The organism is Faecalibacterium prausnitzii (genome assembly GCF_003324185.1).
Lineage (GTDB): Bacteria > Bacillota > Clostridia > Oscillospirales > Ruminococcaceae > Faecalibacterium > Faecalibacterium prausnitzii.
The window spans coordinates 34,357-47,081 of record NZ_PXUP01000011.1 but is presented as its reverse complement, the minus strand read 5'-3'; the positions used below and the strand labels follow the sequence as shown (position 1 = coordinate 47,081).

12 protein-coding genes and 1 riboswitch are annotated in these 12,725 nt (G+C 59.2%); of the genes, 10 read left to right on the top strand and 2 right to left on the bottom strand.

The features are described 5' to 3' along the window. The first annotated feature begins 124 nt into the window (after positions 1-124). From C7J97_RS08850 to C7J97_RS08815, 8 genes are all read left to right on the top strand, one after another. A complete protein-coding gene (locus C7J97_RS08850; protein WP_242983480.1) occupies positions 125-1,498 on the top strand; it encodes an LCP family protein in 1,374 nt (457 codons plus the stop codon). Between the two features lie 60 nt (positions 1,499-1,558). Further along, on the top strand, positions 1,559-1,942 hold the full coding sequence (gene rsfS, locus C7J97_RS08845; protein ID WP_005928262.1) for a ribosome silencing factor: 384 nt from the start codon (positions 1,559-1,561) through the stop codon (positions 1,940-1,942). 198 nt (positions 1,943-2,140) lie between these two features. Then, positions 2,141-4,690: a leucine--tRNA ligase gene (leuS, locus tag C7J97_RS08840; RefSeq protein ID WP_015536739.1), complete on the top strand. Its 2,550-nt coding sequence runs from the start codon at positions 2,141-2,143 to the stop codon at positions 4,688-4,690. Between the two features lie 221 nt (positions 4,691-4,911). Then, complete coding sequence (gene rpsU, locus C7J97_RS08835) at positions 4,912-5,088, top strand: 30S ribosomal protein S21 (RefSeq protein ID WP_005928271.1); 177 nt, start codon at positions 4,912-4,914, stop codon at positions 5,086-5,088. 135 nt (positions 5,089-5,223) lie between these two features. Continuing rightward, positions 5,224-5,727, top strand: a complete 504-nt coding sequence (locus C7J97_RS08830; RefSeq protein ID WP_113992759.1) for a YqeG family HAD IIIA-type phosphatase — start codon at positions 5,224-5,226, stop codon at positions 5,725-5,727. Beyond that, positions 5,724-6,593 (top strand): TIM barrel protein, encoded by an 870-nt coding sequence (locus C7J97_RS08825; protein ID WP_113992758.1) that lies wholly within the window; start codon positions 5,724-5,726, stop codon positions 6,591-6,593. The genes C7J97_RS08830 and C7J97_RS08825 overlap by 4 nt, the downstream gene beginning before the upstream one ends. Positions 6,594-6,712: 119 nt before the next feature. Beyond that, positions 6,713-7,270 carry an elongation factor P gene (efp, locus tag C7J97_RS08820; RefSeq protein WP_005928281.1) on the top strand — a complete coding sequence of 186 codons (558 nt, stop codon included), beginning with the start codon at positions 6,713-6,715 and terminating at the stop codon, positions 7,268-7,270. 73 nt (positions 7,271-7,343) lie between these two features. After that, positions 7,344-7,919: a CD1247 N-terminal domain-containing protein gene (locus tag C7J97_RS08815; RefSeq protein WP_112121655.1), complete on the top strand. Its 576-nt coding sequence runs from the start codon at positions 7,344-7,346 to the stop codon at positions 7,917-7,919. 186 nt (positions 7,920-8,105) lie between these two features. On the opposite strand, the gene C7J97_RS08810 is transcribed toward C7J97_RS08815, so the two are convergent. Continuing rightward, positions 8,106-8,393: a hypothetical protein gene (locus tag C7J97_RS08810; protein WP_113992757.1), complete on the bottom strand. Its 288-nt coding sequence runs from the start codon at positions 8,391-8,393 to the stop codon at positions 8,106-8,108. Positions 8,394-8,614: 221 nt separating this feature from the next. On the opposite strand from C7J97_RS08810, the gene C7J97_RS08805 reads away from it, so the two are divergent. Beyond that, positions 8,615-9,514: a GDSL-type esterase/lipase family protein gene (locus C7J97_RS08805; RefSeq protein ID WP_113992756.1), complete on the top strand. Its 900-nt coding sequence runs from the start codon at positions 8,615-8,617 to the stop codon at positions 9,512-9,514. 59 nt (positions 9,515-9,573) lie between these two features. Here C7J97_RS08805 and C7J97_RS08800 read toward each other — a convergent pair whose 3' ends face one another. Continuing rightward, the gene (locus tag C7J97_RS08800; protein ID WP_181823395.1) at positions 9,574-11,235 is read right to left on the bottom strand and encodes a formate--tetrahydrofolate ligase; all 1,662 of its coding nucleotides are present in this window, start codon (positions 11,233-11,235) and stop codon (positions 9,574-9,576) included. A gap of 51 nt (positions 11,236-11,286) precedes the next feature. Further along, a riboswitch (ZMP/ZTP riboswitch) is annotated at positions 11,287-11,373 on the bottom strand. Positions 11,374-11,531: 158 nt separating this feature from the next. Here C7J97_RS08800 and C7J97_RS08795 point away from each other — a divergent pair. After that, complete coding sequence (locus C7J97_RS08795) at positions 11,532-12,683, top strand: cysteine desulfurase family protein (protein WP_113992754.1); 1,152 nt, start codon at positions 11,532-11,534, stop codon at positions 12,681-12,683. Positions 12,684-12,725: the final 42 nt, after the last annotated feature.

The following is a 12,725-nucleotide window of genomic DNA, read 5'->3' as shown; positions in this document are numbered from 1 at the left end:
GGTTCCGGACATCCCCGGATAAAACAATTGCAGATTTTGCCGTACCATGCTATACTGAAGGATATGACAGGTCTGCAGGTGAAAAACTCTGCAGAGCAGTGAAAAGCTGGAGGATACAAAAAGCATGAGCCAAACGCCACGCCATATCAATACAGACCGCTCACTCAGCCGCCCGGGTCAGGCGGCGCGCGCCCCGCAGGCTGCCCCGGAGCAGAACACCCGCAGCACCGCCGGGGCACAGCACGCCCCGCCGCCCCGCCGCCCGGCACAGCCCGACATGGGCGGGAATGACGCACCGCGCCGCCGCAAAAAGAAGAAAAAGACCCCGCTGTGGCTGCCCTTTGCCATTGTGATGGGGGTGATCGCCGTGATCTCCGGTGTGGTGGTGTACGGTGTGAGCCTTGTGAACAAGGTGGAGGACAGTATCCGCCCGGCGGAAAGTGCCCCCTCCATCGTACAGGAGATCCAGACCGCCGAGGAGTACAAGGGCGATGTGGTCAACATTCTGGTCTGCGGCATCGACTTTGAAGAGGGACGCTCTTACAGCGACGCCAGCTCCAACGACGGCATGACGGATATGATCCTGTACTGCCAGTTCGATATCAAGGGCGGTGCGCTGCGGATGCTGCAGATCCCCCGCAACACGCTGGTGACTACCCAGAACCGCAAGCTTACCCTCTCCAACGGCAAGACCTATGCCGTTTCCAACTACCAGATCAACTCGGTGGCGCTTTCCAACGGTGGCAGCATTGCCGCGCTGGCAGATGTCATCTACGACCAGTACCACCTGCCCATCGACTACTATGTCACCATTGATATGCAGGCGCTGGTGGAAATGGTGGATAACTTCGGCGGCATTGAGGTGTATATCCCCCGGGATATGTCCTACGGCGGCAGTAAGCTGCTGAAGGGCTACCGCAATCTGGACGGTGCCTCGGCGGAGTTCTTTGTGCGCTGCCGCCACGGCGACGGCTACGCAAACTCCGATATCGACCGCTTGAATATGCAGCGTTACTTCTACGCAGGCCTGTTCAAGCGCGCCCGCGCCATGGGCATTACCGATATCCTGAACCAGCTGCCGCTGATCTTCAAGGACTATATCCACACGGATATGGATATCACCACCATCGCAAAGCTGCTGGCGTCCTTCCTCAAGATCGACAGCTCCAACATCATTCTGGCGCAGACGCCGGTGTTCATGGGCGTGCCCAACGTGGGCAAGACCGACTCCTTTGCCGGCTACTCCTGCGTGGTGCCGGATGCCGGCTCCATCGCAAACCTGCTCAATCAGTATTTCTGCACCTACACCGGCCCGGTGGAGGTAAGCGAGCTGCACATGGTCACCGACCAGTGGCCCCACGGCAGCGCATCCACCGATGCCAACGTGCAGTATATGGGACGCATCGATAAGGAATCCGACGACGCCATCCTCAGCGGCGATACCGACCTTTCCGGCGCTGTGACCACCGATGGTCAGGCAGCGGGCACCGGACAGTAACAACAAAAACAATGCTCTGCACACCGGGTGCGGGCGTGTTCCGACAGAAGGGAGAAACACATGGATAATTTCAACGACAGCAAGGCGCTTGCCATTGAGATCGCCAAGATTTTGGACAAGAAGAAGGCGCAGGATGTGCGGGTGCTCAAGGTGGAAAGCCTGACCGTCCTGACCGATTACTTCGTCATCGCCTCCGGTACCTCCACCACGCAGGTGGCCTCTCTGGCCGACGAGGTGGAGTACGAGCTTTCGCAGAAGGGTCTGGAACCCTACAGCGTTGAGGGTCACGACACCAAGAACTGGGTGCTGCTGGATTACTCCAACGTCATCGTGCACGTCTTTGTGCCCAACAGCCGCGCTTACTATGATCTGGAGCACCTGTGGGCAGACGGCGAGCCGGTGGACATCTCGGAGTACCTGACCCCGGATAGCAGCATTGAATAATTAAGGCAAACAGGTCTACTTCCGGTAAAAGTCCTCTTTGTTATTGCGGCGCAATAGGGAAAGTTGGCAAAAACGCCCCCTTGGGGGAGTTGGCAGGGCGAATGCCCTGACTGAGAGGGTTTGTACCGGAAGTACCTTAAAAGCATACACGCCCCCAAGCAACGGTATTTTGGTTAAAGTCTGGAGCTGATTACAAACATGAAGTATGATTACAAGGCTGTTGAAGCCAAGTGGCAGAAGGTGTGGGAGGACGAAAAGACCTTCCACGTCGAGATCGACCACAAAAAGCCCAAGTTCTATGCCCTTGTGGAGTTCCCGTATCCCTCGGGTGCAGGCCTGCACGTCGGCCATCCCCGCAGCTACACCGCGCTGGACGTGGTAAGCCGCAAGCGCCGTAAAAACGGCTACAACGTGCTGTACCCCATGGGCTGGGATGCCTTCGGTCTGCCCACCGAGAACTTCGCCATGAAGAACCACATCCACCCGGCCATCGTCACCAAGAGCAACGTGGATCATTTCCGCAGCCAGCTCAAGGCGCTGGGCTTCTCCTTTGACTGGGATCGTGAGATCAACACCACCGACCCCGAGTACTACAAGTGGACCCAGTGGATCTTCCTGCAGCTGTACAAGCACGGTCTGGCCTACAAGAAGGAAATGAACGTCAACTGGTGCACCGGCTGCAAGTGCGTGTTGGCCAACGAGGAAGTTGTCAACGGTGTGTGCGAGCGCTGCGGCAGCGAGGTGGTGCACCGCGTCAAGAGCCAGTGGATGCTCAAGATCACCGCTTATGCCGATAAGCTGATCGACGGTCTGGATGGCTTGGATTACATCGAGCGCGTGTCCACCCAGCAGAAGAACTGGATCGGCCGCAGCCACGGCGCAGAAGTGAACTTCGGCACCACCGCAGGAGACACCCTGACCGTGTACACCACCCGCTGCGATACCTTGTTCGGCGCTACCTACATGGTCATCTCCCCGGAGCATGCCCTGCTCAAGGCATGGCTGGAAAAGGGCATCATCAAGAATGCCGAGGCTGTCAAGGCTTATCAGGCCGAAGCTGCCCGCAAGAGCGACTTTGAGCGCAGCGAGCTGAACAAGGAAAAGACCGGCGTACAGCTGGACGGCGTGATGGGCATCAACCCGGTCAACGAGACCGAGATCCCCATCTTCATCTCCGACTACGTTCTGTCCACCTACGGCACCGGCGCCATCATGGCCGTGCCTGCTCACGATACCCGCGACTGGGAGTTCGCCAAGAAGTTCGGCCTGCCCATCATCGAAGTGGTCAAGGGCAACACCCCGTCCAATCTGGACGAAGCTGCCTTTACCGATGTGGCTACCGGTACGCTGGTCAACTCCGGCTTCCTGAACGGCCTGTCCGTGGTCGATGCCAAAAAGAAGATGATCACTTGGCTGGAAGAAACCGGCAAGGGCCGTGATAAGGTCAACTACAAGCTGCGCGACTGGGTGTTCAGCCGTCAGCGTTACTGGGGCGAGCCCATCCCCATGGTGCACTGCGACAAGTGCGGCTGGCAGCCCCTGCCCGAGAGCAGCCTGCCGCTGACCCTGCCGGACATCACCGACTTTGAGCCGGGCCCGGACGGCGAGTCCCCGCTGGCACGCCATAAGGACTGGGTCAAGACCACCTGTCCCTGCTGCGGTGGCCCCGCTACCCGCGAGACCGACACCATGCCCCAGTGGGCAGGTTCTTCCTGGTACTTCCTGCGCTATATGGACCCCCACTGCAAGGACGCTCTGGCCTCCAAGGAAGCACTGGAATACTGGTCTCCGGTGGACTGGTACAACGGTGGCATGGAGCACACCACCCTGCATCTGCTGTACAGCCGCTTCTGGCATAAGTTCCTGTACGATATCGGCGTGGTGCCCACGGCAGAGCCCTACCAGAAGCGTACTGCCCACGGCATGATCCTTGGCCTGAACCCCCACAGCTTTGTCAACCTGCCCGCTGAGGAGCAGGAGAAGCTGCTGAAGGAGTACGGCAGCCAGAAGGCCGCCGAGAAGGCACTGGAAGAGAAGTACGGCGAGATGGCACGCCATCCCATCGTGAAGATGTCCAAGAGCCTTGGCAACGTCATCAACCCCGACGAGGTGGTGGACCAGTACGGTGCCGACACCATGCGTCTGTACGAGATGTTCATGGGCGACTTTGAGCAGGCTGCACCGTGGCAGACCTCTGCCATTGCGGGCTGCAACCGCTTCCTCGACCGCGTGTGGGCACTGAGCGACAAGCTGGTGGAGGGCGAGGGCTACCGCCCCGCCATGGAGACCCTGATGCACCAGACCATCAAGAAGGTCAGCGCAGATATCGAGAGCCTGAAGATGAACACCGCCATTGCCCAGCTGATGACGCTGGTCAACGCCATGTACGACAACGGCGGCGCAACCAAGGCCGAGTTTGAGACGCTGGTGCAGCTGCTGAACCCCTTCGCTCCCCACATGACCGAGGAACTGTGGGAGAAGCTGGGTCACAGCCACGACGAGCAGCTGGCCTACTATCCGTGGCCTGCCTACGAGGAAGCCAAGTGTGTGGAGGCTGCTGTGGAGATCGCCGTGCAGGTGAACGGCAAGGTGAAGGCACGCCTGAAGGTGCCCGCAGACATCACCGCCGAGGACGCCATCGCCACCGCCAAGGCAGACCCCGCTGTGGCTGCCGCGCTGGAAGGCAAGCAGCTGGTCAAGGAGATCTACGTCAAGGGCCGTCTGGTCAATCTGGCTGCCAAGGGCTGAGAACTGCTGCTCCGCTGAATAAGCGTGAACATATCATCACCCGCAGAGGCGGATTTAGCGCAGGAAACACCCGGCAGCGTCTGTTCAAAAATCTTTCAAAAGTTTTGAGCAAAAACTTTCAAAAAAAGGTTGACGAACCGGATAAAATGCGCTATACTGTCTACTGTTAGTTACCATGTAACAACGAAATTCCTGCCTCACGGTCCAAGGGAGGGAATAAGATGTCGGAAATTCGTGTTAAAGAGGGCGAGTCGCTGGAAAGCGCACTGCGTCGCTTCAAGCGCAGCACTGCTCGCAGCGGTGTGCTCGCAGAGGTTCGTAAGCGCGAGGCTTACGAGAAGCCGTCTGTTAAGCGCAAGAAGAAGTCCGAAGCAGCCCGCAAGCGCAAGTTCAAGTAATTGATTGCTTGGAATCGCACGTTGCTTTAGATTTTAAACGCGTTGCTAACGCCGATGTAGGGGAGCCTGTTATACAGGTTCCCCTATTTTCATTTTAAAGCTGCTTTGCGCAGGGCAGACTGAGAGGGTCTATTTATGCTCATTACCCCCGAATATGTTTTTAAGGACGTTACCCATATCACACCGGAATGGCTGGCTTCCAAGGGCATTACGGCCCTTGTGCTGGATATTGACAACACCCTGACCGCAGACCGCAGTCAGGAGCTGCCGGAGGAGGTGGCCGCGTGGCTTGCCGCCATGCGCAAGGCCGGGGTAAAGCTGACCATCGTCTCCAACGGTGCGGAAAAGCGGGTGCGCCCCTTTGCGGAAAAGCTGGGTCTTGCCTACCTGTACCGCGCCGCCAAGCCCCTGCCTTTTGCGCTGATGGTAGCACAGCACCGCATGGGCGTGAAACACCGCCAGATGGCCATGGTGGGCGACCAGCTTTACGCCGACCGCATGGTGGCGGCGCTGTACGGCATCCCCGGGCTGATGGTCATCCCCCGCGGGCCGGACTTGGGTGCCCAGGTCATCCTGAAACGCAAGTGGGAAAAGAAGCACTGGAAAAAGTACTACGACCGGGGAGGTAAGACCTTGTGAGTGAAGCTTGGAACATCCGGTTCGGCACCGCAGGCACCAGCGACAGCTTTGCCGCCCAAGGCTACAAAAGCAGCTTGGACGTGCCGGAGTACACCGCCAAAATGGGACTGAACGCCTTTGAGTACCAGTGCGGGCGCGGGGTGCGTCTGGGGCTGGATAAGGCCGCCCGCATGGCTGCCCTTGCTGCGGAGCGGGACATCCTGTTCAGCGTCCATGCACCTTATTATATCAGCATGTCCAGTCTGGAAGAGGACAAGCGGCTGAACAGCATCCAGTACCTGCTGCAAAGCGCGGCGGTGTGCCGGGCACTGGGCGGCAGACGCATCATCTTCCACTCCGGCAGCTGTGGCAAACAGAGCCGGGAAGCTGCGCTGGAGAAGGCACTGGATACCATGCGCCGCGCTGTGGCTGCGCTGGACGAGGCGGGCTTTGGGGATATGACCCTGTGCCCGGAGACCATGGGCAAGATAGGACAGCTGGGCACGCTGGACGAGGTGCTGACGCTGTGCGGCGTGGACAGCCGCATTACTCCCTGCATTGACTTCGGCCACCTGAACGCCCGCACGCTGGGCGGCATCCGGACCAAGGCGGACTATGCCGCCATTCTGGACCGCATGGCCGAGGTGCTGGGCGATGACCGTGCCCGGCAGTTCCATGTGCACTTTTCCCGCATCGAGTACTCGGCGGGCGGCGAAAAGCGTCACTGGACCTTTGCCGATACTCAGTTCGGCCCGGAGCCCCAGCCCCTGATGGAGCTGCTGGCAGAGCGGCAGCTGACCCCGGTGGTCATCTGCGAGAGCGCGGGCACACAGGCCGAGGACGCGCAGACAATGCAGCAAATGTACCGCGCAGCGCGGAATGTGTAAAAGATTTTGTGTTTTTATCGTCTTTTTTGCCCAAACCCCTTGCCAAACAGGGGCAGATTGGGTAAAATAAATAGAGATATGCGTTAAGCATCTGAGATTAAATTTATGGAGGAATTCCTATGATTTCTGCAGGCGAGTTTCGCAATGGCGTGACCTTTGAGCAGGACGGCCAGGTTCTTCAGGTCGTTGAGTTCCAGCACGTCAAGCCCGGCAAGGGCGCTGCCTTTGTCCGTACCAAGACCAAGAACGTCATCACCGGTTCTGTGGTCGAGACCAGCTACAACCCCACCGCAAAGTTCCCGCAGGCTTTCATCGAGCGTAAGGACGTGACCTACAGCTACGAGGACGGCGATCTGTACCACTTCATGGACAACGAGACCTACGATGACATCCCCGTCAACGCAGCCGACGTGCCCGATAACTTCAAGTTCTGCAAGGAGAACGAGCTGTGCAAGCTGCTGAGCTACAAGGGCAAGGTGTTCAGCGTCGAGATCCCCAACTTCATCGAGCTGGAAGTCACCCAGACCGAGCCGGGTGTCAAGGGCAACACTGCTACCAACACCCTGAAGCCCGCTACCGTTGAGACCGGTGCCGAGATCCGTGTGCCTCTGTTCATCAACGAGGGCGATCACATCCGCATCGATACCCGCACCGGCGAGTATATGGAGCGCGTCTGATCATTTGTCGCATACCGGGCAGCGGGCAACCGTTTGCCCGGTTTTTGTATGATAAGTTAGGAGGGCATTTCAGATGGAACTGAACAAGAAAGCAGCCTACCTGCAGGGCCTGGTGGACGGTCTGGGCGTGGATGAGAGCACCAAAGAGGGCAAGATCATCAAGGCCATGGCCGCACTGCTGGGCGAGATGGCCGATGCCATTGCCGCCATGGACGAGGATCTGACCCAAGCCTACGACCAGATCAACGATCTGAGCGAGGAGCTGGAGGATCTGGAGGCCGACCTGTACGAGGACGAGGATGCCGAGGACGAGGACGACGACGCAGCCGACGAGGATGAGGATGCGGGAGATGACGACATCGCCAGCGAGCCCTTCTACGAGGTAGCCTGCCCCGCCTGCGGCGAGACCGTCTACGTCAGCGAGGATGATCTGGATGCAGGCGAAGCCAACTGCGCCCACTGCGGCGTGACCTTTGAGGTCGCACTGGAAGGCGAGGAGGACGAAGCCAAGGACGCCCCCGTGCAGTACGAGGTGACCTGCCCCGCCTGCGGAAAGACCGCCGTATTTGAGGAGGATGAGCTGCTGGACGGCGCACCCAAGTGCCCCAACTGCGGCGAACCGCTGGACTTTGAGGTGACCGAGGAGTAAACGCTTCTTCATCGCCCGTGAAAAGGCAATTTTGGAAAATCCGCAGATTTTCCAAAATTGCAATCTAAAAAAGAAATTCCTATGAATATGGCCAAAGCGCACGCGAAGGCCATTCCAAATCGTCCCTGTAAAAACGCAATGCCGGGCAGTCCGCAGACTGTCCGGCATTGTTCATTTTAATTTGGTTCAGCGGGTCTCGTTGGCCTTCTGCAGCCAGATGCCGCCGATGTCCAGCGCGTTGTACAGGCCGTGCTTGGTGGTCTGACGCGCTACGCGCTCCTGCGGTGCCTTGGTGATATCCGTAGAAAGCAGCATCAGGTGTACCTTGTCGGCTACCTGCTGCTCGCCCACCGGGGTGGTGGTCAAAATCTGCAGATACAACACATAGGGGTCGGTCATGCTGCCGTAATACAGCTCGTTGTCCTTGCGGACGAGGGGCTTGCCTTTATAAGTCAATTTCGGTGTATATGCCATCGTGAAAGCCTCCCTATCGTTTGATTCATCTTAGTATAGCACATCCTGCCTATTGGATGCAAGCGTTTGCGGCAGAGCACTGTCTGTTTTGCACCAAAACAGCCCCGTACCGTGCAAAACCGACAGCACATTTTTGGCAAATGGGGTTTGCTGTTGAGTGCGGTTATGCTATACTATAAATAGAACAGCCCGTATCCCGGGCCAGAAGTGGGGGAACGACAATGGCAGATTATCAGGAATACCGGCGGCGCATTCTGCACCGGCGCTGGCGCAGGGTGTTTATCATCGTTGCTCTGCTGGCGCTTCTGGCTCTGCTGAGCGCCATCGGCATCCTGTGGAAGGTGCTGCACCGGGAGCGCGTGGATACAGCCCTGAGCCAGAACACCATTCTGCGGCAGGTGACCACGGACAACACATGGAACACGGTCAGCTATCCGCTGGCCCGGCAGCTGCGGGTGCAGACACTGGAGGACAGCACCGAGACCGCGCTGGACTTCCGCATGGCGGCGCTGCCGGCCAGTGCCCCGGTGGAAAAAAGCTGGTTTGCGCAGGCCAGCTTTGTGGGCGACAGCCTGACGCAGGGCTTGCAGATCTACGATACCGGTCTGCCCGGGGCGCAGTTCTGTGCCTATAAGGGGGTAGGCCCCAACGCCTTTGTCAACGGCACCAGCTGCAAGCGGGTGGATGGCGTGACAGAGATCCCGCTGGACGCGCTGACCGCGCAGCAGCCCAAGGCCGTCTATGTGCTGCTGGGCAGCAATGTGCTGGGGCAGGACACCGACTACACCAGCTTTCTGACCTACTACCGCCTGATGCTGGATATGATCAGTCAGGCGCTGCCGGATGCAAAGATCTATGTGCAGTCCATCACGCCGGTGCGGCCGGAGGTGAGCGCGCAGGCAAACCACGCAGGGCTGAACCGCGACCGTCTGTGCCATATCAACAACGAACTTGCCGCCATTGCACTGGAAAAGAACTGCTATTTCCTCAACCTGTGGGAGGTGCTGGCGGACGAAAACGGCGACTTGATCGAAAGCTACGCCCAGCCGGACGGCTACCATATCAAGCCGGAGGGCTACGCTGTATGGGTGGACTACCTTTGCAGCCACACCATGGAGTGAAAATACAAAAGGCGCTGTCCGCGAGGACAGCGCCTTTTGTGCTTTATCGGGCTTTTTTATCAGAACAGGCCGGTGATTTTGCCGTCGGCGTCCACATCGATGTTCACGGCGGCGGGCTTTTTGGGCAGGCCGGGCATGGTCATGATGTTGCCGCAGATCACCACCACGAAGCCTGCACCGGCTGCCAGACGCACCTCGCGCACCTCCATGGTAAAGCCGGTGGGTGCACCGGTCAGCTTGGCGTTGTCGCTGAAGCTGTACTGGGTCTTGGCGATGCACACGGGCAGGTTGCCGTAGCCCATCTCGGTCAGTTCGGCCAGCGTCTTGCTGGCGGCGGCGCTGTAATTCACGCCGTCGGCGCGGTAGATCTTGGTGGCAATGGCGTTGATCTTGTCCTTCAGGGGCATCTCCAGCGGGTAGGTGTACTGGATGGGACGATCCTCCAGGATCTCCAGCACCTTCTCAGCCAGTGCCTTGCCGCCCTCGCCGCCCTTGGCGAACACCTCGCTCAGCACGCAGGGTACGCCCTGCTCGGCGCAAATCTGCTCCACATAAGCCTGCTCCTCGGCGGTGTCGGTGGGGAAGGCATTGATAGCCACTACCACCGGCAGACCGAAGCCGTTTTTCAGGTTGTCGATGTGGCGGATCAGATTGGAAGCACCGGCCTTGACAGCCTCGAGGTTGGGCTGGTTCAGGTCTGCCTTGGCTACGCCGCCGTGGCTCTTGAGGGCACGCACGGTAGCCACCAGCACACAGGCAGAGGGGGCAATGCCGGCGTAGCGGCACTTGATATCCAAGAACTTCTCCGCACCCAAATCGGCGCCGAAGCCGGCCTCGGTGATGGTGTAGTCTGCCAGCGAGAGGCTGAGCTTGGTGGCCAGCACGCTGTTGCAGCCGTGGGCAATGTTGGCAAAGGGACCGCCGTGGATGATGGCGGGGTTGTTTTCCAATGTCTGCACAAGGTTCGGGTCCAGTGCATCCTTCAGCAGGGCGGTCATGGCACCGGCTGCGCCGATCTCACCGGCGGTCACCGGCTTGCCGTCGTAGGTATAGGCGCACACGATGCGGGACAGCCGCTCCTTCAAATCGGAGATGCTGGTGGCAAGGCAGAAAATAGCCATGACCTCGCTGGCCACGGTAATGTCAAAGCCGTCCTCGCGGGGGGTGCCATTCACCTTGCCGCCCAGACCGTCCACGATGAAGCGCAGCTGCCGGTCGTTCATGTCCATGCAGCGCTTCCAAGTGATGCGGCGAGGGTCGATATTCAGCGGGTTGCCCTGCTGGATGCTGTTGTCGATCATGGCAGCCAGCAGGTTGTTGGCGGTGCCAATGGCGTGCAGGTCACCGGTAAAGTGCAGGTTGATATCCTCCATGGGCACCACCTGTGCGTAGCCGCCGCCGGCAGCGCCGCCCTTTACGCCGAACACGGGGCCAAGGCTGGGCTCGCGCAGGCAGAGCATGGTCTTTTTGCCCAGTGCGTTCATGGCATCGGCCAGACCTACGCTGGTAGTAGTTTTGCCCTCACCGGCAGGGGTGGGGCTGATGGCGGTGACAAGGATCAGCTTGCCCTGCTTTTTGGCGTTGTGGATCAGCCGGTGGTCGATCTTGGCCTTGTAGCGGCCATAGGGGATCACACTTTCCTCCTCCAGACCCAGCTGAGCTGCGATCTGGGTGATGGGCTTCATTCTGGCTTCCTGCGCGATCTCGATATCGGTCTTCATACAGACATCCTCCTTGATAGCAAAAAAGGGCAGCTTTGCGCAGCAATTGCGCAAGGCTGCCCAGACGGTCGGCATTGACATCCCCAGCACCCCTGCACTGTGGTGCTCCACAAGGTTCCGTCAGCAGGGATGCGGTCTATGCTGTAAAGATAGCACACCACCGGGGTGTTTGTCAAGGAGGTACAGTTACAAAAATCACCCATAAATGCATAAAATTTTTTGCGTTATCCAGGGGTTTGTGCTATACTTATTCTGGGTTATTATGAAAACAACGACAGAAAGCAGGAAATCCGTTTATGCTGCAAAATCCTCAGTTACATTATCTGGACAACGCGGCCACCACCATCGTAGCGCCCGAGGTGGCGGACGTCATCGACAAGGCCATGCGGGAGCACTGGGCAAACCCTTCCAGCCTGTACGGCCCGGGCGCGCGCAGTGAAGAAGCTCTGAACGCCGCCCGCGCCGCCGTAGCGCGCACGCTGGGCTGCAAAAGCCGGGAACTGTACTTTACCTCCTGCGGCAGCGAGAGCAATAATCTGGCGCTGCTGGGCGCGGTGCAGACCCGCACCTTCGGCAAGGGCATTGTAGTGTCCGGCTTCGAGCACCCCAGTGTACAGCGGCCGCTGGAGCGTCTGGCAAAGCAGGGCTACGACGTTACCGTGGTAGCTCCCCGGGCAGACGGCACGCTGGACATTGACGCCATGCTGGAGCGGGTGGACAAGAACACCATCCTTGTGGCCTGCATGATGGTGAACAATGAGATCGGCACCCGCAACGATGTGGAACGCCTTGCCGCCGAGGTAAAGCACCGCAACAGCCGTACCATCGTCCATGTGGACGCGGTGCAGGCATGGATGCGTGTGCCCATCAAACTGGACAACATTGATACGCTCTCGGTGAGCGGCCACAAGATCCATGCGCCCAAGGGCATTGGCGCGCTCTACCTTTCCGACCGGCTGGTGCAGGCTTTCCAGCCGCCCTATCTGGGCGGCGAGCAGGAGCGGCAGATGCGCCCCGGCACCGAAAACCTGCCCTACGCCATGGGGCTGGCCGCAGCGGCCACCCGCCTTGCAAAGACCATGAAGAGCCGGGACACTGCCATGCGTGCGCTGAACCGGCAGCTGCGGGAGGGGCTGAAGGCCTTCCCGGAGGTAGTCATCAACAGCCCGGAGAACGCCGTGCCCGAGGTGCTGAACTTCAGCGAGATGTGCATCAAGAGCGAGACCATGCTGGCTTTTCTGGCCGAAGAGCAGATCTACGTCTCCTCGGCCAGCGCCTGTGGACGCGGTCAGCCCAGCCACACGCTGGCAGCCATGGGGCGCGACCCGCTGGCCATCGATACCGCCATCCGGGTGTCCTTCTGCGCCGACAACACCCCGGAGGATGTGGATGCTTTCCTCAACCGCTTCGAGGACGGCATGAAGCACTTGCAGAAGATCAGAAAGTAAAAACAGAAGCCGCAGAACGGCTGACAGTTTCTCTGAGGACCG

Coding starts and splice junctions, on each gene's coding strand:
- C7J97_RS08830 (WP_113992759.1), top strand. CDS start 5,224: ATGCTCATTACCCCCGAATATGTTTTTAAGGACGTTACCCATATCACA.
- C7J97_RS08805 (WP_113992756.1), top strand. CDS start 8,615: ATGGCAGATTATCAGGAATACCGGCGGCGCATTCTGCACCGGCGCTGG.
- rpsU (WP_005928271.1), top strand. CDS start 4,912: ATGTCGGAAATTCGTGTTAAAGAGGGCGAGTCGCTGGAAAGCGCACTG.
- rsfS (WP_005928262.1), top strand. CDS start 1,559: ATGGATAATTTCAACGACAGCAAGGCGCTTGCCATTGAGATCGCCAAG.
- C7J97_RS08815 (WP_112121655.1), top strand. CDS start 7,344: ATGGAACTGAACAAGAAAGCAGCCTACCTGCAGGGCCTGGTGGACGGT.
- C7J97_RS08795 (WP_113992754.1), top strand. CDS start 11,532: ATGCTGCAAAATCCTCAGTTACATTATCTGGACAACGCGGCCACCACC.
- C7J97_RS08810 (WP_113992757.1), bottom strand. CDS start 8,393: ATGGCATATACACCGAAATTGACTTATAAAGGCAAGCCCCTCGTCCGC.
- C7J97_RS08800 (WP_181823395.1), bottom strand. CDS start 11,235: ATGAAGACCGATATCGAGATCGCGCAGGAAGCCAGAATGAAGCCCATC.
- leuS (WP_015536739.1), top strand. CDS start 2,141: ATGAAGTATGATTACAAGGCTGTTGAAGCCAAGTGGCAGAAGGTGTGG.
- C7J97_RS08850 (WP_242983480.1), top strand. CDS start 125: ATGAGCCAAACGCCACGCCATATCAATACAGACCGCTCACTCAGCCGC.
- efp (WP_005928281.1), top strand. CDS start 6,713: ATGATTTCTGCAGGCGAGTTTCGCAATGGCGTGACCTTTGAGCAGGAC.